The organism is Acidocella aminolytica 101 = DSM 11237, assembly GCF_900129125.1.
GTDB classification, from domain to species: Bacteria; Pseudomonadota; Alphaproteobacteria; order Acetobacterales; family Acetobacteraceae; genus Acidocella; species Acidocella aminolytica.
In genome coordinates this window covers 101773-122330 of sequence record NZ_FQVJ01000007.1, presented here as the reverse complement: position 1 = coordinate 122330, position 20558 = coordinate 101773, and the positions used below count along the sequence as shown (strand labels likewise).

The window sequence follows — 20558 nt, the reverse complement described above, 5'->3', positions numbered from 1 at the left end:
ATATCCGGCACCGGCCAGATCTGGTCCGCGAGATCCCCTTCCTGCCGGATCTGCCCGTTCACGCTAAGCGCAATGCGCCCGGCGGCCGGGTGGCCAACCGCACTGGCCGGGGCAATGGCGCCAATGGGGGCGGATGCGTCGAACCCCTTGCTTAAATCCCACGGGCGGCGGAGCCCCTTGGCTTCATCCTGCAAATCCCGCCGGGTCAGATCGATGCCGATGGAATAGCCGAATACATGGGACAACGCCTGTGCTGGGCTGATCTCCTGACCTCCCGTACCGATGGCGACCACAAGCTCGATCTCATGATGCAGGTTTTTCGTCTGGCTGGGATAAGGCGTGTCCTGCCCGGCGGGCACCAACGCATCCGCGGGTTTAGTGAAGAAGAAAGGCGGCTCGCGGGTCGGGTCATTACCCATCTCACGCGCATGGGCGGCGTAATTGCGGCCTACACAGAAGATTCGACGTACGGGAAACAGGCGACCATCGGTAACCGGCACGGTCACGGGTGGCGGCGGCGCGAATACGAAATCAGGCATCTTCATATCCCATTAAAACCCGCCCGGCGCTGCGGCAGGTAATTCTGCCGCAGCGCCGGGCATACGACAACAGAGCTGCCGTATTCGAAAAACTTGCGTTCCGTGCCCCCTGCCCCCACACTCCGTCAAAACTAAAATCCGCCACCGGTACCATCCGGCGGCAGGGGGAAACGAAATATGAGCACGGCCGAACATGTGCGTGAAATTGAAACCGCCTGGCGCGGCGGTACATCCGGGCGGGATCCCTACGTCATCCAGTCCTGGCGGCGCTGCCTGGATGAATACCATCTCGACCCGGCGGTGAATTGCGAGGCGGTGATCCTGCCGGAAGGGCGCCTGAAGGAACATCGCCAGCAATCCGAGGAACTTATCAACATCGCCCGCTCCGGGCTGGAGCGGCTTTTCGGCCATGTCTCCGGCCAGAATTATGTACTGCTGCTCACCAACCGCCAGGGCATCGCGGTGGAATATTTCGGCGACCCGCGTCATGAGCGGGACCTGCGCAAAGCCGGATTGTATCTGGGCGCAGACTGGGCGGAGGCCCGTGCGGGCACCTGCGCAGTGGGGGCCTGCATCGCCACCGGTGAGGCCCTGACCATCCACCAAACCGACCATTTCGACATGACGCACACGCCGCTCTCCTGCACAGCTGCGCCAATTTATGACACCACTGGCGCGCTCTCCGCCGTGCTGGATATCTCCTTGCTGTCCTCCCCGCGCGAGAAAATCAGCCAGAGTCTCGCGCGGCATTTGGTCACAACCACCACCCGGCGGATTGAGCTGGCAAATCTGATGGCCCAAACCAGCCGCCAATGGGTACTGCGCTTCGCCCTCTCGCCCGAATTTCTGGACGTGGACCCGGAAGGCGCCATCGCCATCGACCATTCAGGCCGCATCGTGGGCATGACCAACGCCGCCGCGCGGATGCTAGCTCAAGCGGCGGGGCTGGACTGGCGCCAGCCGGAGATGCTGCTCGGCCAAAAGGTCTCGCAGTTCCTTAATCTGGAGGTGGATGGCTTGCCCAATCTCACGCGCGGCCGCCCCACTCACGAGCGCGTGCTGCGTGCGCGGGATGGGCGGATGCTCTTTGCCCACGCCATTGAGCCACCGCCGCGCTCCCGCGCACGCCCACCCAGCGCGCCACTGCCCCCGGCTCTGCGCGAGATCGGCCAAACGCCTGAAATCAACCAGTTACTCGAAAAAGCTGCGCGCTTTGCCCGCACCACCCTGCCCGTCTGCATTCACGGCGAAACCGGTACCGGCAAAGAGGTGATGGCCCGCGCCCTACACGCCGCCAGCGGGTTAAAAGGCCAGTTCGTGGCCATGAATTGCGCCGCCATTCCCGAAACACTGGCCGAAGCTGAGCTGTTCGGACACGTGCCAGGCGCCTTTACCGGGGCCGCGCCCAAGGGCCGTAAGGGGCTGGTGGAAGCCGCCAATGGCGGCACGCTGTTTCTGGACGAAATCGGCGACATGCCGCTGATTCTGCAAACCCGCCTGCTGCGCGTGCTGGCAGAGCAGGAGGTGCAACCTTTGGGCGGCAACAATCCCCTGCCGGTGCAGATACGGGTTATCTCCGCCTCGCACCGTGACCTTGCTGCCCTGGTGGCGGAAGGGCGGTTCCGTGAGGACCTTTATTACCGCCTGCACGCTGCCACCCTCACTTTGCCGCCCTTGCGCGAACGGGCAGATTTCGACTGGCTGGTGGAGCGGCTTCTGGCCCGCCATAGCCCCACTCAGCGGCGGCTGACCCCGGCGGCCTGGGCGGCGCTGCGGGCACATCATTGGCCGGGCAATCTGCGGGAGTTGGACCATTGCCTCGCCGCCGCCTCAGCCTTGTGCGAGGACGATGAGATCACTTTGTCCGATCTGCCGGAAACATTCTCTGGCGGCGACCCGGATTCAGAGGCCGCCCAACTGCGCGCGGCTCTGGCGCAATGCCAAGGCAATGTCTCCGCGCTGGCCCGGCGGCTGGGGGTGGACCGCACCACCGTCCACCGCCGGATGCGCCGCCTGCACCTGAAGCGCCACGGCTAAACGCCACAGGCCGCGCCACAGTGTGGCGCTCGGCTTTTCAAACTCTCTAGCCTTTTCAAAAACCTAACTCTGGCACGCCAGTTGCTTTGTTCCCCATGCAACGAAAAAAGCAAGGAGGAACAGCTTGCGAACCCTACGTTTTCATGCCGCGCGCGACCTGCGTGTGGAAGACATCGCCGCCCCGCCCAGCAACCCGCCGCCCGGCCAGGTTCTGGTCCGCAACCGCTTCGTCGGCATCTGCGGCACGGACCTCCATGAATATGCTTACGGCCCCATCTTCATCCCCACCGCCCCGCATCCTTACACTGGCGCGCACGGGCCGCAGATTCTGGGACATGAATTTGGCGGTGTGGTAGAGGCCATCGGTGAGGGTGTCACCAACGTCAAACCCGGCGACCGCGTCTCCATCCAGCCGCTGATCATGCCCCGCGCGGGAGATTATTTCGCTGAACGTGGGCTGTTCCATCTCAGCCCGCAACTGGCCCTGGCCGGGTTAAGCTGGGCCTGGGGCGGCATGGCCGAGGCTGCGACGGTCTATGACTATAATGTCCAGAAAATCCCAGACAGCCTCAGCGACGAGGAAGCCGCCCTCGTGGAACCCACTGCCGTCGCGGTTTATTCATGCGACCGTGGCGGGGTGCGGGCGGGCAATTCCGTGCTCGTAACCGGCGCCGGGCCCATCGGCATGCTCACCTTGCTAGCCGCCCGCGCCGCCGGGGCCGGACCGCTTTTCCTGTCCGACATCAATGATTCCCGCCTCGCCTTCGCCAAATCCGTACTGCCTGACCTGACCACCCTTAACCCCACACGCGACAATGTCGGCGAGGCCATCCGCGCCGCGACCGAAGGCAATGTGGGCTGCGACGTGGCGCTGGAATGTGTGGGCAATGAGCACGCGCTGAAAGCCTGCCTGGATGCCGTCCGCAAGCAGGGCGTGGTGGTGCAAACAGGTCTACACCCGCGTGAAAACCCGTTGGACTGGTTCCAGGTGACATTCAAGGATGTCGATCTGCGCGGCGCCTGGGCCTACCCAACGCATTATTGGCCCCGCGTGATCCGGCTCATCGCCTCCGGCGCGCTGCCCGCCTCCAAGGTTGTCACCGCACGTATCAAGCTACAGGACGCCGTAAAACAGGGCTTTGATGCGCTGCTCGACCCGTCCGGCAAGCATCTTAAAATTCTCATCGATCTGAACAGCTAAAACCAAAACCAGGGGAACGGACATGAATGACATGACCATCGAGAGCAAAGCCGCCCCACCGCGTGAAACGGTGGAGTCCTGGCTCTCTGCCTTCAATAAAGCCGTCGCGGCCTATGATGTGGACACCGCCGCGCGGCTCTTTGCCACCACCAGCTTCTGGCGCGACCTCCTCGCTTTTACCTGGAACATCAAAACCGTTGAAAACCAGAACGGCGTGCACGACATGCTGCGCGACACCTTGCCGCATCTGGGCCGCGTGTCCCTGACACTGGCGGAGGAGCCAACCCAAAGCGGCGATGTGGTGGAAGCCTGGCTGAGCCTGGAAACCGGCATCGGCCGTGGCGAAGGCCATTTACGCCTGCGTAATGGCGAGGCCTGGACGCTGCTCACCACCCTAACCGAACTGAAAGGTTTTGAGGAACCAACCGGCACCCGCCGCCCCATGGGAGCGGAGCACGGCATTTCTCGGAACCGCCGGACCTGGAAGGAAAAGCGCGAGGACGAAGCCAGCACGCTCGGCTTCACCACCCAGCCTTACGTGCTGATTATCGGCGGCGGCCAGGGCGGCATCGCACTCGGCGCCAGGTTACGCCAGCTGGGCGTGCCGCACATTGTCATCGACAAGCACGACAACCCCGGCGACCAATGGCGCAAGCGCTACAAGTCCCTCTGCTTGCACGACCCGGTCTGGTACGACCACCTGCCTTATATTGATTTCCCAAAGAACTGGCCGGTCTTCGCGCCTAAGGACAAAATCGGCGACTGGCTGGAATTCTACACCAAGGTCATGGAGATCAATTACTGGACCAAGACCGTCGCCAAACATGCCGCGTTTGACGAGGACACCAAAACCTGGCGCGTCACGGTGGACCGCGACGGGCAGGAAATCGAACTCTGCCCCACCCAGCTTGTTCTCGCCACCGGCATGTCCGGCAAGGCGAACATCCCCGGCTTCAAGGGCATGGAGCGTTTCAAGGGCGAGCAGCAGCACAGCTCCCAGCATCCTGGGCCCGACGCATATGCGGGCAAGAAAGTTGTCGTGATCGGCTCCAACAATTCCGCGCACGATATTTGCGCAGCCTTGTGGGAAGTGGATGCCGACGTGACGATGGTGCAGCGTTCCTCCACCCATATCGTGCGTTCGGACTCGCTGATGGAGGTCGGGCTCGGAGATCTTTATTCCGAACGTGCCGTGGCGAATGGCGTCACCACGCGCAAGGCGGACATGATCTTCGCCTCCCTGCCCTACCGGATCATGCACGAATTCCAGATCCCGATTTACGACAAGATCAAGGAACGCGACGCGGATTTCTACGCCGCGCTGGAGAAAGCCGGGTTCATGCTGGATTTCGGATCCGACGGGTCCGGACTGTTCCTGAAATATCTGCGCCGCGGCTCTGGCTATTACATCGATGTCGGCGCCTGCGAGCTAGTGATCAATGGTGGCATCAAGCTGAAAAGCGGCGTTGAGATCGAGGAGATCACCGAGACCGGTGTTAAATTCGTGGACGGTTCGGAGCTGCCCGCGGATCTCATCGTCTATGCCACCGGCTATGGCTCCATGAATGGCTGGGCGGCGGATCTCATTAGCCAGGAGGTCGCGGACAAGGTGGGCAAAGTCTGGGGTCTTGGCTCCGACACCCCCAAAGATCCCGGCCCCTGGGAAGGTGAGCAACGCAATATGTGGAAGCCCACCCAGCAGGAAAATCTCTGGTTCCATGGCGGCAATCTGCACCAATCCCGCCATTACTCTCTCTACCTCGCCCTGCAACTCAAGGCGCGGATGGAGGGGCTTTCAACCCCTGTTTACGGGCTGCAAGAATCGCATCATCTGCGCTGACAGCCACCCTTTCTTTTACCTTCAACTTGACGCAGCGCCCTTTTTCCCCTGGGGCGCTGTTTTTTTCGCCCTACTCATCTGACAAGTAAACTTTAATACCATAAATTTGTTATTTTAATTTTCTTTTTGTTGACACCCGCCAAAGGCGCGGCATAGGAGATTCCCATAACCAAGTTGATCCCTGGGGAGCATAAATGTCCAGATAAAACGTAGAGCTTCCATTCCCCGGAAGACTGCGCAGCACATTTACCCATCCCCCGGCGTACCGCAAAACAACCCGGCATCCGCCGTAAAGATCTGGAGGAAAGATGAAGGGAAAATATCGCTGGGTGGTTGGTGGCTTTTTGTTTGCCGCCAGCACTTTGAATTATCTGGACCGCTCCGCGCTCGCCATTGTCGCCCCTCTGGTCCGGCATGACCTGCATCTCAGCATTTCCCAGCTTGGGCTTATTTTTAGCATCTTTTTCCTTGGCTACGCGGCGTTCAACTTCATTGGCGGCTATCTGTCAGACCATTACGGCCCCAAGCGCATCTATGCGCTGGGCATGGGCGTCTGGTCATTGTTCAGCGGACTGACAGCGATTGCCACAGGCTTCTGGCAGTTGATGCTGTTCCGCATCTTCTTCGGCTTTGGCGAAGGCCCCATGGGCAGCGTTTCCAACAAAACCGTCCGCAACTGGTTTCCGCAGAACGAAGCCGGTTTCATGGTCGGCGTCGCCACTTCGGGCGGCAATCTGTTCGGCGCAGCCATCTCGGGCCCTATCATCGGGCTTGTGGCGCTGTCTTATGGCTGGCGCGTCGCCTTTATCGCCACCATGATTCTCGGTTTCGTCTGGCTGGTGGGCTGGAGCCTCTTCATTCACGACAAACCCGCCCAAAGCCGCTTCGTCCACGCGCAGGAAACCGCCTATATCGAAAACGGCCGCACCGCCGCACTCTCTCATGGGCATGAGGCCACCCCCCTGCGGACTTACCTGCTCTCCGCCACCATCCTGGCGATTGCACTGGCCTTTTTTGCCGCCAATTACACACAATATTTCCTGCTGTCCTGGATGCCGAGCTATCTGGTCAGCGCACGCGGGCTGAACATCAAAACCATGAGCTTCGTCACCGTGATTCCCTGGCTGGCGGGGCTGCTCGGCTGTATTCTTGGCGGGTTGATTTCCGACCGTCTGGTCAAAGCCACGCGCGGCGCCATCTTCGGGCGCAAGATCATTATCATCGCCACACTGCTGCCTGTCGCCTTGAGCCTGATTCTGCTAATGTACGCCAAAACCACGTTCGAGGCCGTGGGGCTGATGGCCTTCGTGCTGTTCCTGGAGGGCATGACCCCGCTAGCCTGCTGGGCCGCGATCCAAGATCTCGTGCCCGCCCAACGTGTCGGCGCGGTCAGCGGGTTTGTTCACCTGCTTTCTAACGTCGCGGGCATTATCGGCCCCGGCCTCACCGGCTTCATCATCCAATATTGGGGCGGCTATAACATGGCTTTTCTAATCGCGAGCCTCGTGGCGGTGGTTGGCGCTTGCGCCGTGGCGGTTTTCGTCCGTAATCAGTCACAGGCACTTCCGGTTGAATACATCGCCGGACGGCCCGCGAACTCAGACCGGTAACAGCCTCATCATGCAAAACGTCTCCGCCTTGTCGAACATGCACAATCTCAACACGGAAACCGTGCCCCTCAGCGCCGCCTACCCGGACCCGTCGATCATCGCGCTGGAATCCAGCTTCAAGGCCCTGTGCCTGATGAATGCCGGGGTTGAACGGCTGGCGCTGGGCACCCGCTGGGGTGAAGGCCCGGTCTGGTTTGGCGACCAGCGCTGCCTCATCTGGAGCGATATCCCGAACAACCGCCTGCTCCGGTACGATGAAGAAGCCGAAACCATCTCACTGTTCCGCTACCCCTCCAACAAAGCTAACGGCAATACGCGCGACCGCGCCGGGCGGCTGGTGAGTTGCGAGCACGAAACACGCCGCGTCACCCGCACGGAATATGATGGCCGCGTCACCATCATCATCGACCAGTTCAACGGCCGCCCGCTCAACTCGCCCAACGATGTCATCGTCAAATCCGACGGCAGCATCTGGTTTACCGATCCGCCCTTCGGCATCGCCTCGGACTATGAGGGCCGCCAAACCACCCCCACTTTGCCCGCCGCCTTATATCGCGTAGACGGCCAGACGGGTGAAACACGGATAATGGCCGATGACATTCTCGGCCCCAACGGGCTCTGCTTCTCACCGGACGAATCGAAACTCTATGTGGTGGAATCACGAGGTGTTCCCAACCGCACAATCCGCGCCATTGATGTTTCAGACTCCGGCACGCTGCACAATAGCCGCATCCTGGTGGATGCCGGGCCCGGCACGCCAGATGGCATAAGGTGCGACATTCACGGCAATATCTGGGCCGGCTGGGGCATGGGCCGCCCGGAGCTTGACGGGGTCATGATCTTTAACCCAGAAGGAACGGCCATTGGCCGCATCGCCCTGCCGGAACGCTGCGCCAATCTGTGCTTTGGCGGGCGGGCCATGAACCGCCTGTTCATGGCCTGCGGGCACGGCCTATACTCGCTTTACCTGAACACGCGCGGCATCGCCTGACAATGATTCAAAGAATATCCGCGCTCTGACGCACTTGCCCAATGCGCGGAAAAATCCTTGTGCACGCAAACTCATGCGCGGCCGCGTCCAGCGATGAACAGAGATCCTCCGCGATAATAAGCTGATACCCTAGTTCCCAGGCATGGCGGGCGGTGGATTCCACGCCGAAATTCGTCGCAACCCCTCCTAGAATAATCGTCCCACGCCCACGCCGGCGCAACTGCAAATCCAGCTCCGTACCGGTGAAAGCGCCCCATTGACGTTTCGTGATGGTGACATCACCAGGCTGCACCAGGCCGGGGGCAAATGTCATCCAGTCCGGCGGCAACACTCCCCCGCGGGAGAGCGGCTGGTCAACGCTTTGGCGAGGGGCGTCGCCAAAATCCTCGTGCCAGCCAACATGCACCGGCACCACAAGCCCGCCCGCCGCACGGAAGTTGGCCGCGAAGGACAGGCTCCGCGCGACAATCTCAGACCCGGTGCGAGGCTTCAGATCAAGACTGGTGATACCGTTTTGCAGATCGATCAAAACAAGCGCAGCGTGCGCGGGGTCCAGCATGGCCATCCAACATCTCCTTCACGTCCAGCCTCATCAGTAACGCACGGCCGCCGCAAGCTCATCGTCGGATGATCCACCCGCCATCCCGGCACGTATCAACAGCTATGAGCTCCGCGACTACGCCGCAGGCATGAAGATAAGAATTATCCTCCTGATTTGCACTACCCTGGTGCTGGCAGGTGGCGTGGGGTTCGCTGCGCTGCGGCCTGTTACCGTACTCAACCGTCTCGCGCCGGGCAATTTCAAGGTCGTCCACAACATCCATTACGAGCCTGGCCCACGCGGACGGCTAGATATCTACGCTCCGCCCCACGCCCATAACGCCCCGCTCGTCGTGTTCTTTTTCGGCGGCAGCTGGCAGGACGGCACCAAGAGCTTCTACCGCTTTGTCGGCGCTGCCTTGGCCGCGTGCGGTGTGGTGGCGGTCATCCCGGATTACCGCGTCTATCCGCAAACCAAATTCCCCGGCTTTTTAAAAGACGCCGCCGCTGCCGTGGCCTGGGCCCGCACCCACGCGGCGGATTACGGGGCGGACCCATCGCGCCTGTTTCTCATGGGCCATTCCGCCGGTGCTTATATCGCCGCCATGCTGGTGCTGGACCCGCAATGGTTGGCCCCTTACGGCCTCACCCCACGGCGTAACATCGCGGGCTGGATCGGCCTGGCCGGGCCGTATGATTTTCTGCCGCTGCGCGACCCTATTCTAAAAATCATCTTCGGCCCGCGTGACGAGCGCGCCCGCACACAGCCCATCAACTTCGTCACCAACGGCGCCCCCCCCGCCTTTCTGGCCGCCGGAAAAGAGGACAAAACCGTCGACCCCGGCAACACCACCCGCCTAGCCCAGCGCCTGCGCGCGGCTGGCGACTCCGTGGAAGTGAAGTTCTACCCCTATATCGGCCACCGCAAGCTGGCGGGCGCGCTCTCGCCCCTGCTCAGCTTTCTGGCCCCAGTTCTCCGGAACAGCCTGACTTTTATCCACCAGACCCCGCCGGTTTCCTAAGTTTTCCATCCCTTGGCAGCGCAGGATTATGATTGACAGCCTTTGCCGATCTGATTAAATAAACCAAAATGATTTAATTAGTCGAGGGGACAAAAAGCTCCGCGTACGCTCCAAGTTTGCTCACATCCGCCATCCGTTTTGAAAACGGATGGCTGCAAAGCTTTCCAGCGCCGTCTTGCGCTGACCGGTTCCGCCTGAAGGCGGTGCCAAAGTCCAAACAGAACGACCAACCGAAACTCCTGGAGGAGACATTCATGCGCTTCACGTTGAAGGCTGCCCTGACGGCTGCTTTATTTGCCTTGCCCGGCGCCAATGCGTTCGCCACCACCATTACCATAGCCACCGTTAATAATAACGACATGGTGGTGATGCAGAAACTCAGCAAGACCTGGGAAAAAGACACCGGCAACCATATCAAATGGGTTGTGCTTCAGGAAAACGTGCTGCGCCAGCGCGTCACCACGGACATCGCCACACATGGCGGCCAGTTTGATATTGTCACCATCGGCGCTTACGAAACACCAATCTGGGCAAAGCGCGGCTGGCTGGTGAAGCTGAATGACTTCCCCGCCTCCTACGATTATAACGACCTACTACCGCCGGTGCGCCAAGCTCTCACCGTGGACGGCGCCATGTATGCCGCGCCCTTCTACGCTGAAAGCTCCTTCACTATGTACCGGAAGGATCTGTTCAAAAAAGCCGGCCTGACCATGCCGGAGCAGCCGACCTACGCGCAGATTGAACAATTCGCAGACAAGCTTACCGACAAATCCAAGCAGCAATACGGCATCTGCCTGCGCGGCAAGCCGGGTTGGGGTGAGAACATGGCCTTCCTCGGCACGCTGGTGAACACTTATGGCGGGCGCTGGTTCAACATGAAGTGGGAACCCCAACTCACCTCCAAGCCATGGGAAAACGCAATCAATTTCTACGTCGATCTGATGAAGAAAGACGGCCCTCCGGGCGCCTCATCCGACGGCTTTAACGAAGCCGAGGCCCTGTTCGCCACCGGCCATTGTGCCATCTGGATTGATTCCACCGTCGCCGCCGGTATGCTGGATGATCCCAAGCAGTCCCAGGTCGCGGGTGAGGTCGGCTTCGCCAAGGCGCCTGTCGCGGTGACGGATAAGGGTGCCGCCTGGCAGTGGATCTGGTCTCTGGCCATCCCCTCCAGTTCCAAGCACCAGAAGACCGCCAAGGAATTCATCGCGTGGGCCACGTCACAGAAATATATCGATCTGGTCGGCAACACAGAGGGTTGGGTTGTGGCACCTCCGGGCACTCGCATGTCCACCTATCAGAACCCGAACTATCTGAAGGCCGCGCCCTTCGCCAAGCAGGTTCTGGCCGCCCTTGAAAGCGCCAACCCGCACGACGCCACGCTGAAGCCCGTGCCCTATACCGGCATCCAGTTTGTTACGATCCCGCCCTTCCAGCAGATCGGCACCACGGTTGGCCAGGATATCGCCGGCGCGCTGAGCGGCAGCACCAGTGTGAGCGCGGCTCTGAACTCCGCGCAGCAGAGCACCACGTCTGCCATGCAACAGGCAGGCTACCTCAAGTAAGCCGCAATATTGGGCGGCCGGATCCTTCCGGCCGCCCTTTTGGGGAAGGATGAACCAGTCCATGACAAAGCCAACAACCACGCCAACCCATCGCAAAAAGCTGATGCGCACTTGGCCGCTGCTGACCCCCACCGTGGGCTTGCTGCTTCTCTGGGCCTTTGTACCGCTGGCCATGACGCTCTGGTTCTCTTTCCAGCGTTATAATCTGCTTGACCCCACCATCACTGGCTTCGCGGGCTGGAGCAATTACAAGTTCCTCCTGGAAAGCCCGGCTTTTCTGATTTCCATTTTCAATGAGCTGGTGCTTGTCGGCGCCGTGCTCATTATCACACTGGTTCTTGGCGTCGCCTTCGCGGTGCTGTTCGACCAGGAGTTCATAGGCCGCTCCATCGCGCGCCTGCTGGTCATTGCGCCCTTCTTCGTGATGCCCACCGTCGCCGCGCTGATCTGGAAAAACCTGCTCATGGACCCGGTGAATGGCGTATTCGCCTATCTGGCCCGCCTGCTCGGCTTCACCCCCGTTGACTGGTTCACCCACTACCCCATGGCGGGCGTGGTGATGATCGTCGCCTGGGAGTGGGTGCCCTTCGCCACCCTCATTCTGCTCACCGCCATGCAATCGCTCGATCGTCAGCAGGTCGAAGCCGCGAAGATGGACGGCGCGCGCGGCCCGCAAATTCTGCGGTACGTCATTCTGCCGCATCTCTCGCGCCCGCTCACCATCGTCATGATGATGGAAACCATCTATCTGCTGGCCGTCTTCGCTGAAATCTTCGTGACCACCTCCGGCGGTCCGGGCAACGCCACCACCACGCTCACCTACCTGATCTATCTGCGGGCCCTGGTCAGCTTCAATGTCGGCGGCGCATCCGCGGGCGGTGTTCTGGCGGTCATTCTCGCTAATATCGTCGCGCTCTTCCTGATCCGCACCGTCGCGCGCAACGTTGATCTGTAAGGAACACGGAACATGCGGGCTTCACCTTTGCAAAAACTCATCATCGCCATTCTAGGCTGGGGCGCGGCGTTGCTGATGTTCTTCCCTGTCGCCTGGATGGTACTGACCTCCTTCAAAACCGAAATCAACGCGATTCATTCCCCGCCCTTGCTGATCTTTCACCCGACCCTGGCGAATTACGGCCACGTGATTCATCTGGGCGACTATATAGGCGCGCTGACCAACTCCGTCGTCATCTCGGTGGGGGCCACCATTCTGGGTCTCATCATCGGCATCCCCGCCGCCTACGCAATGGCCTTCTTCCCCAACCGCTGGACGAAGGACCTGATGCTCTGGATGCTCTCCACCAAAATGATGCCCGCCGTGGGCGTGCTGATGCCGATTTATCTGCTCTGCCAACGCAGCGGTCTTCTGGACACGCAAACCGGCCTGATCCTGGTGATGATGCTCTCCAACCTGCCGATCATCGTCTGGATGCTCTACACCTTCTTCAAGGAAATTCCTGGCGACATCATCGAGGCTTCACGCATGGACGGCGCTGGGCCGCTCGCTCAGCTGCGCGTCGTGCTGCTGCCGCTGGCCGGGCCGGGCATTGCCTCCACCGCTTTGCTCTCCATCATCCTGTCCTGGAACGAAGCGTTCTGGAGCATCAACCTCACCGCCACCAACGCCGCCCCGCTCACTGCCTTCATCGCCACCTTCTCGGCGCCTGAAGGGCTGTTCTGGGCCAAACTTTCAGCTGCTTCCACTTTGGCCGTGGCCCCCATTCTAATCTTCGGCTGGGCGACTCAACGCCAGCTTGTGCGTGGCCTGACCTTCGGCGCCGTGAAATAGGATTTTCCCATGTGCACGCTTGAACTCAAAAATCTCCGCAAGGCCTATGGCAATATCGAGGTCATCAAAGGCATCGATCTAACCATCAATGACCGTGAATTCGTCGTCTTTGTCGGTCCCTCCGGCTGCGGCAAATCCACGCTCCTGCGCATGATCGCGGGGCTGGAGGAAATCACCGGCGGCGACCTGCTGATCGACGGAGTCCGGGTCAATGATGTCCCGCCCGACAAGCGCGGCCTCGCAATGGTGTTCCAGAGCTACGCGCTCTATCCGCACATGACTGTGGCGGACAACATGGCCTTCGCACTGCGCCTCGCGGGCGTACCCAAGGCTGAACGCGACGCACGGGTGCAGGTGGCGGCCAAGACCCTGCAGCTCGACGCGCTGCTGGACCGCAAGCCCGCCAATCTCTCCGGCGGCCAGCGCCAACGTGTCGCTATCGGTCGCGCCATCGTGCGCCAGCCAAAGGCCTTTTTATTCGACGAACCACTCTCCAACCTCGACGCCGCCCTGCGCGTGCAGACCCGCATCGAGATCGCCAAGCTGCATAACGACCTGCAAAGCACGATGATCTACGTTACCCATGACCAGATCGAGGCGATGACGCTGGCGGACCGCATCGTAGTGTTTAACGCCGGTCATATCGAGCAGGTGGGCACGCCGCTGGAGCTGTATCACAACCCCGCCAATCTCTTCGTCGCGGGCTTCATTGGCTCTCCCAAGATGAACCTCATCGGCGCCGAGGTTGAGAGCAGCAACGGCCAGTCCTCCACCCTGCGCCTGGAAGGCGGCAGCCCCTTCACCGTGCCCACGGCGCTCGGGCAAGGGGAGAAAGTCACCGTCGGCATCCGCCCTGAACATATCGCCGTGACGGATCAAGGCACCATCTCCGGGCGTGTTGAGGTCATTGAGCATCTCGGCAACGAAACTATCGCCTATGCCAGCATCGGCGGAGCGGAGCCGCTCACCGTCAAGCTACCGTCAGCTTCCACCGTTCAGCTCGGTGAAACCCTGCATTTCGCGCCCCGGGGCCATGCCGCCTTGTTTAACCAGGCCGGTCAGGCCATCGCCCTGCCGCGCGGCTAAAGGAGCTTCCTCCATGTCCACCCCTTCCATCATTCTGCATCTCGGGCTGGGTTCGTTCCATCGGGCGCATCAGGCCGTCTATCTGCAAAACCTGCACGACCAAGGCCACCAGGACTGGGTCCTGGCCGGGGCCAATATCCGCCCGGACATGCGCGCCGTGGAAACCGCCCTCACCACCCAGCACGGTGCTTATCATCTGGAAACCGTCACCCCGGCGGGTGAGCGCACCTATCAGGAAATCCGCTCTATCCGCCACGTCATTCCGTGGGATGAAAAACTCGCCGGGCTGATCGCCTTCGGGTCGAGGCCGGATGTGAAGATCATCTCCTTCACCGTGACCGAGGCCGGCTATTACCTCACCCCGCAGCACGTGCTGGACCTGAACTTCCCAGATCTGGTAAGCGACCTTGAAAACGGCACGATGCTGACGATCTACGGCGCGCTCAGCGCCATTCTGCATGCGCGCATGGCCGCCCAGGCCGGGCCGGTCACACTGCTCTCCTGCGACAATCTGCGCAGCAATGGCGAACGCTTCCATGACGGCTTCATGGAGTTCCTGCGCCGCCGCAAGGATGAGGCGCTACTCGCTTGGCTTGAAACCAACAGCACCACTCCCTCCTCCATGGTGGATCGCATCACCCCGCGCCCCCTGCCGGAAGTCGCAGAGCGCGTGCGCGATGCCTGCGGCGTGGAGGATGCCTGTCCAGTCATGGCCGAGGATTTCATCCAATGGGTGATCGAGGACCGTTTCGCCGCCGGCCGCCCCGGCTGGGAGACTGTCGGCGCGGAGCTGGTACAGTCCGTGCTGCCATATGAGGAAGCGAAAATCCGCCTGCTCAACGCCGCCCACGCGCTCATCGCCTGGGCGGGCACGCTGCGCGGCTATCTCTTCATCCATGAAGGCACGCTGGACGAAGACATCCGCGCCTTCTCTTACAATTACGTCACGGACGACGTACTGCCGGTGCTGGAGCCCAGCCCCATCAACCTCGCCGCCTACCGTGACAAGGTGCTGGAGCGTTTCTCCAACGCCTATATCCGCGACACCAACCAGCGCGTCGCCGCCGATGGCTATTCCAAAATCCCCGGCTGGATCACCCCCACCATCCGCGAGCGCTTCGCCCGTGGCGAGACCATCGACAGCGTGGCCATCATCCCAGTGCTGTTTTTTGTCTTTCTGCAACGCTGGGCGGCAGGCCAAATCCCTTTCACCTATCAGGACCAAGCAATGGACGAGACGCAAGTGCGCGCCATGCTGGCAACCCCCGCGCCGCTCGCCGCCTTCTGCCGCGACCAGGTCCTCTGGGGCGACCTCGCGGGTGACGCACGGCTGGAAGCCGCCATCACTAGCGCCCATACCCGTGTTTTGGCCTGGCTGGGCGAACACTAATGTATCTCGGCCTTGATCTTGGCACCTCAGCGCTGAAAGCTCTGCTGCTGGCGCCGGATCAAACACTGCGGGCACAGGCTGACCGCCCGCTCAGCGTCGCCACGCCCCAACCGCTCTGGTCCGAGCAAAACCCGGCCGACTGGCAAACCGCCCTAGTCTCCGTTTTGGACGAATTGGCGGCAACAGCGCCGGAGGCCATGCGCGCGGTCCGCGGCATCGGCCTCACCGGCCAGATGCACGGGGCCGTCGCGCTGGACGCCGCGATGCAGCCTTTGCGCCCCGCCATTTTATGGAATGATGGCCGCAGCCACGCTGAATGCGCTGAACTCGACACCGTCTGCCCAAATGCCCCCCGCCTCACCAGCAACCGCGCCATGCCCGGCTTCACCGCGCCCAAACTGCTTTGGATGAAGCGGCACGAGCCAGATCTCTTCGCCCGCATCGCCCTGGTGTTGCTGCCCAAGGATTATCTGCGTCTCTTCCTGACCGGCGAGGCCATCTCAGATATGTCAGACGCCTCCGGCACCTTCTGGCTGGATGTGCCGGGCCGCGACTGGTCGGACGAACTGCTCGCCGCCACTTCCATGACCCGCGCCCAAATGCCCGCCTTGGTCGAAGGCAGCGCCCCCGCCGGGCGACTGAAGCCGGAAATAGCCCAGCGCTGGGGCATGAGCGGCGATGTCGTGGTCGCTGGCGGCGCGGGGGACAATGCCGCTAGCGCCATCGGCATGGGCATTGTAAAGCCCGGCGCTGGGTTTCTCTCGTTGGGCACCTCCGGCGTCATTTTCCGCGCCACGGACGGCTTTGCCCCCAACGCGGCGGCCTGTATCCATGCTTTTTGTCATGCCCTACCAAACACTTGGCACCAGATGTCCGTCATGCTCTCCGCCGCCGCCAGCCTGCGCTGGGTTACACACCTTACCGGCCGCGCCAACGAGGCTGCCTTGCTGACTGAAATCGCTGCCCTCTCCCCGGCTGAACGCGACGCCGCCCCCTTGTTCCTGCCCTACCTAACTGGCGAACGCACCCCCCATAACAGCGCCGCCGCCCGGGGAGCGTTTCTTGGCCTCGCCCCCGCGCACGGCCCCGCCGCACTGGGCTATGCGGTGTTGGAAGGCGTTGGCTTCGGCCTGCGGGACGGGCTTCTGGCCCTGGGGGAAGGTGCCGGATCCGAAGGGCTTTTGCTGGTCGGCGGCGGCAGCCGCAGCTCGCTCTGGAACCAGCTTCTGGCCGACCTTCTGGGCGTTCCGCTGCATCTGGCGGAAAGCAGTGAGACCGCGGGCGCGCTGGGCGCCGCACGCTTGGCCGCCCTGGCCGATGGCGGTGCGGTTGACGATATCTGCCAGCGTCCCGCGATCCGCCAAAGCTTCACCCCGCAAGCCGCGTTGCCTGCCGCGCGTTACGCCCGCTTCCGCGCTGCCTGGCCCGCCGCCAGCGCCTGACCCCACACAGCCATGCCCCCCGCAGACCCAGCCGCCCCCATTTCCTCGTCCCGCCAAGGCAGTAATGCCGTGCAGATCCGCCATTATAACGAGCGGGTGGTGCTGGAGGCCATCCGCCGCCTGGGCACCGCATCCAAGGCGGAAATCGCCCGCAGCGCGCACCTTACGCCGCAAGCCGTGGCGGGCATTGTGGATGCGCTGCACAAGGCCGGATATCTGCTGAAAATCGGCAAGCGCCACGGGCAGATCGGCCAGCCTTCGGTCCTATATGCCCCCAACCCGGAGCGTGCTTTTTCCATCGGGCTACATGTCGGCCGCCGCGCCCTGCAGGCTGTGCTGGTGGATCTTGCGGGCGACATCCTGCACCAGCTCGAACATGAATACCCCTACCCGATGCCGCAGGAGGTCGCATCCCTGGCGCTGGAGACAATCAGCCAGCTGGAGGCCGAGCTCACCGCCGAACAGCGCGACAGGCTCATCGGCGTTGGCGTTTCCATGCCTTATTTCCTCGGTGGTTGGCAGAAAGAGCTTGGGTTTCCGCAGGAAATGGCTGAGGCTTGGCGCGGCTTCAACTTCCCTGGCTTCCTCGTCAGCAGCACCAGCCATGAGGTATATTTCGAAAACGACGCCTCCGCCGCTGCCACTGCCCAGCTTGTGCGCGGCCAGGGCATGGAGGAGCGGAATTTCATCTATCTCTATCTCGGCACCATCATCGGCGGCGGGCTGATCCTCGGCGGCAGCCTGGAGACCGGCCCCAACGGCAACGCCGCTGCCTTCAATACCTTTCCGGTCACCGCCTCCACCCTCTCCAGCGCCCCGCCCATGCACGGGCCGTTCGAGGTGCTGCAACACCGCGCCTCGCTATACGTGCTGCTGCGGCATTTGCGCACCAACGGGGTGAAAATCGATCGCATCGGTGAACTGGCGGCCCTGGGCGACAAAGCCCAGCCCTGGCTTGACGAGTGGGAGCAAGATTGCGCCGCCGCTCTGGCCCAGGCCATTATCGGCGCGCTGTCCGTTGTGGATGTGGAAGCCATCGTCATAGACGGCATTCTGCCCCCCACGCCACTTGGCCGGATTGTCGCGCAAACTCAGGCCCGGCTGAACGACTGGGTGCCAAGCGGGCTCATGCCCCCCCTTATCCGCAAAGGCGGACTGGGGCCGGACGGCCCGGCCATCGGTGCCGCCCTGCTGCCCTTTTATGCCCATTTCGCGCCGAACAACGAGGTTCTGGCAAACAAGTTCCGCGCCGAGGCCAAACCGCTGCTCACTGGCGGCAACATCCCCAGCGCGGCGTAAGCGTAAGGAAAGACGACTATGATTCTGGTATGCGGTGAAGCTCTGTACGATGTCTTCCCACGAGGCGAAGCTGGCGCGGCCCTGAAGATGGAAGCCTATCGCGGCGGCTCCCCTTACAACGTCGCCATCGGGCTAGCGCGTCTGGGGTCTGAAACCGGGTTTTTCGGCGGCTTTTCAGACGGCCCGCTCGGCGCTGCATTACGCGCCTCGCTCGATGCCGAAGGGGTGGACACCACCCTCTCACCGGACAAATCCGCCCTCACCACCCTCAGCCTTGTGCAGCTCGATGCTTCGGGCTCCCCGCATTACGCGTTTTACGGCGAAGGCATGGCGGACCGCCTACTCACCCCCGCAGACCTGCCCACCCTGCCGGATAGCGTGAAGGCCCTGCATTTCGGCTCTTTCTCCCTGGTCGTGGAACCTTGCGGCAGCACGCTGCTTGCCTTTGCTAAGGCGCAGTCCGGGCAACGGCTGATCGCATACGACCCGAATGTGCGCCCCACCGTGGAGCCGGACATGGCGCTCTGGCGCTCCAAGCTAGGGGAATGGCTGCAAATCGCGGACATGGTGAAGGTCTCGCAGGAGGATCTCTCCTTGCTCTATCCCGGCCGCGACCCGCTGGAAATCGCACGCAACTGGCTGCACCACCGCCCGGCGCTGGTCGTGGTTACACGCAGCGAGGAAGGCGCAGTGGCCCTCACCGCCGGCGGCAAAATCGCCGTCCCCTCCCCAGCCATTGAGATGGTGGACGCGGTCGGCGCTGGTGATGCCTTTCAGGCCGGGCTGCTGCGCGGACTGGAGCTAGCCGGGCGCCTCAGCCGCGCCGGACTAAAAACCCTCACACCGGAAGCCCTCACCAGCGCCCTGCGTCTGGCCGTGGCCGTGGGTGCCAAAACCTGCACCCGCGCCGGTGCCGACCTACCCCGCGCCGCTGAACTCGCCCTCTAAGCCTCCTTGGTTGCGGGACACTTCCCGCAACAAACCGTTGCAAACTGTGTCTTTTTACAACAAAACCGTGAAATTTTCCCCTCCGGGCTTCATGCCTGTCCATGAACACCGCACGCTACTGCGCCGCCCGCTCCCGCAAACCCCTCATAAAACCAGCAACTCAGCCCAACCGGCCCGGCCTGTTTTCAAACAGCCCTTCTGTAACCAACACATTTCACGGCAAAACAAGATTACAAGAAACTGCTGCCCGACAAAGCATTCTTCTTAACACAGCCCCACAGTTAAGGTAGTAGTGAAAGAGTTCTTTCTAATAGCTTGAACAAACAGGTAAGCTCAGTGCCTTCACCCCAAGGTGATGCCTGAGCAAATTCGTCGAGGGGACCTGTGAAATGGAGTTTACGCGCCGCTTTTTGTGTAATCTCGGCACAAAGCTGACCTTATCCATGCCGCTCTGGATGCATACGGGCATCGCCCGCGCCATGCAGAAAAACCTGCATCCCGCCTCGGACCAAACCATCCCGCGCAAGATCGACCCCTCGCATCTCATCGTCATCGACCCCGGACATGGGGGGCGTGACCCCGGCTGCATCGGCTCCGGCGATGTTTTCGAGAAAGACATCGTTCTCGACACCGCGCTCGACCTTCATAACGCCCTGCGCCGCGCTGGTTACCGCACCATGATGACCCGCGACCGCGATGTGTTCATCCCCCTACAAAACCGCGTGGATTTCGCGGAACGCCACCGCGCAGCACTGCTCATTTCCGTGCACGCCAACGCCATCGTCGGCCACCCCAACATTCGCGGCGCTTCGGTTTACACATTTTCGCCCGACCCATCAGACCCGCTGGCCGCCGAAATTGCCCGCAGCGAAAACAGCGTGGAAGTCCTCTCCTCCCCCTCCTTCAAAGGCATATCCCCAGAAGCTAGCAAGATTTTATTCGACCTCATGGGCCGCAACACCAAGATTGAATCCATCCTCGCGCAAAAAACCATGGTGGACTCACTCGCGCGTCATGTGGACATGCTCGGCAACCCCGCCCGCAAAGCTACCTTCGCCGTGCTGCAATCCAACGCGATTCCCAGCATTCTGGTTGAAACTGCTTTCCTGTCTAACCCCACGGACGAAGCCGCCTTGCGTACCCCGGCCTTCCGGCATCGCCTGTCTCAGTCGATGAAAAACGCTGTCGATGCCTGGTTCACAACCCGTCAACGCGAACTCGGCAATATCTGACGAGGCGCCCCCTCTTGTCGTCCAAAT

General features: G+C 61.7%; 17 protein-coding genes. 15 read left to right on the top strand and 2 right to left on the bottom strand.

Features of this window, described 5'->3' with window-relative positions:
• The coding region (locus tag BUB54_RS05855; RefSeq protein ID WP_073211358.1) for a fumarylacetoacetate hydrolase family protein at positions 1 to 539 on the bottom strand (539 nt) is incomplete at its 3' end.
• Between the two features lie 177 nt (positions 540 to 716).
• Here BUB54_RS05855 and BUB54_RS05850 point away from each other — a divergent pair.
• The 5 genes from BUB54_RS05850 (at position 717) to BUB54_RS05830 (ending at position 8218) form a co-directional block, all read left to right on the top strand.
• Entirely contained in the window at positions 717 to 2576 is a 1860-nt protein-coding gene (locus BUB54_RS05850; protein WP_048880307.1) for a sigma-54-dependent Fis family transcriptional regulator, read from the top strand.
• A gap of 124 nt (positions 2577 to 2700) precedes the next feature.
• A complete protein-coding gene (locus BUB54_RS05845; protein ID WP_048880308.1) occupies positions 2701 to 3777 on the top strand; it encodes a 2,3-butanediol dehydrogenase in 1077 nt (358 codons plus the stop codon).
• A 22-nt stretch (positions 3778 to 3799) separates the two neighbouring features.
• A complete protein-coding gene (locus BUB54_RS05840) occupies positions 3800 to 5617 on the top strand; it encodes a flavin-containing monooxygenase (protein WP_048880309.1) in 1818 nt (605 codons plus the stop codon).
• 308 nt (positions 5618 to 5925) lie between these two features.
• Positions 5926 to 7227: an MFS transporter gene (locus tag BUB54_RS05835; protein WP_048880310.1), complete on the top strand. Its 1302-nt coding sequence runs from the start codon at positions 5926 to 5928 to the stop codon at positions 7225 to 7227.
• A 10-nt stretch (positions 7228 to 7237) separates the two neighbouring features.
• Positions 7238 to 8218: an SMP-30/gluconolactonase/LRE family protein gene (locus BUB54_RS05830; protein WP_306309102.1), complete on the top strand. Its 981-nt coding sequence runs from the start codon at positions 7238 to 7240 to the stop codon at positions 8216 to 8218.
• A gap of 7 nt (positions 8219 to 8225) precedes the next feature.
• On the opposite strand, the gene BUB54_RS05825 is transcribed toward BUB54_RS05830, so the two are convergent.
• A complete protein-coding gene (locus tag BUB54_RS05825) occupies positions 8226 to 8783 on the bottom strand; it encodes a hydrolase (protein WP_048880312.1) in 558 nt (185 codons plus the stop codon).
• Positions 8784 to 8907: 124 nt separating this feature from the next.
• Between BUB54_RS05825 and BUB54_RS05820 the strand changes: the two genes are divergently transcribed.
• The 10 genes from BUB54_RS05820 (at position 8908) to BUB54_RS05775 (ending at position 20531) form a co-directional block, all read left to right on the top strand.
• On the top strand, positions 8908 to 9780 hold the full coding sequence (locus tag BUB54_RS05820; RefSeq protein ID WP_199444754.1) for an alpha/beta hydrolase: 873 nt from the start codon (positions 8908 to 8910) through the stop codon (positions 9778 to 9780).
• A gap of 254 nt (positions 9781 to 10034) precedes the next feature.
• Positions 10035 to 11345, top strand: coding sequence for an ABC transporter substrate-binding protein (locus tag BUB54_RS05815; RefSeq protein ID WP_048880335.1), 1311 nt, complete (start codon positions 10035 to 10037; stop codon positions 11343 to 11345).
• Positions 11346 to 11406: 61 nt separating this feature from the next.
• Positions 11407 to 12300 carry a carbohydrate ABC transporter permease gene (locus tag BUB54_RS05810; RefSeq protein ID WP_199444755.1) on the top strand — a complete coding sequence of 298 codons (894 nt, stop codon included), beginning with the start codon at positions 11407 to 11409 and terminating at the stop codon, positions 12298 to 12300.
• 12 nt (positions 12301 to 12312) lie between these two features.
• The gene (locus tag BUB54_RS05805) at positions 12313 to 13134 is read left to right on the top strand and encodes a carbohydrate ABC transporter permease (RefSeq protein ID WP_048880314.1); all 822 of its coding nucleotides are present in this window, start codon (positions 12313 to 12315) and stop codon (positions 13132 to 13134) included.
• A 9-nt stretch (positions 13135 to 13143) separates the two neighbouring features.
• Positions 13144 to 14220 carry an ABC transporter ATP-binding protein gene (locus BUB54_RS05800; RefSeq protein WP_048880315.1) on the top strand — a complete coding sequence of 359 codons (1077 nt, stop codon included), beginning with the start codon at positions 13144 to 13146 and terminating at the stop codon, positions 14218 to 14220.
• A gap of 13 nt (positions 14221 to 14233) precedes the next feature.
• Positions 14234 to 15610 (top strand): D-arabinitol 4-dehydrogenase, encoded by a 1377-nt coding sequence (gene dalD / locus BUB54_RS05795; RefSeq protein ID WP_048880316.1) that lies wholly within the window; start codon positions 14234 to 14236, stop codon positions 15608 to 15610.
• Positions 15610 to 17052, top strand: a complete 1443-nt coding sequence (gene xylB, locus BUB54_RS05790) for a xylulokinase (protein ID WP_048880317.1) — start codon at positions 15610 to 15612, stop codon at positions 17050 to 17052. The genes dalD and xylB overlap by 1 nt, the downstream gene beginning before the upstream one ends.
• Before the next feature lie 12 nt (positions 17053 to 17064).
• The gene (locus BUB54_RS05785) at positions 17065 to 18351 is read left to right on the top strand and encodes an ROK family transcriptional regulator (protein ID WP_048880318.1); all 1287 of its coding nucleotides are present in this window, start codon (positions 17065 to 17067) and stop codon (positions 18349 to 18351) included.
• Between the two features lie 18 nt (positions 18352 to 18369).
• Positions 18370 to 19299 (top strand): carbohydrate kinase family protein, encoded by a 930-nt coding sequence (locus tag BUB54_RS05780; RefSeq protein ID WP_048880319.1) that lies wholly within the window; start codon positions 18370 to 18372, stop codon positions 19297 to 19299.
• Positions 19300 to 19688: 389 nt separating this feature from the next.
• Complete coding sequence (locus BUB54_RS05775) at positions 19689 to 20531, top strand: N-acetylmuramoyl-L-alanine amidase family protein (protein ID WP_048880320.1); 843 nt, start codon at positions 19689 to 19691, stop codon at positions 20529 to 20531.
• The last annotated feature ends 27 nt before the right edge of the window (positions 20532 to 20558 follow it).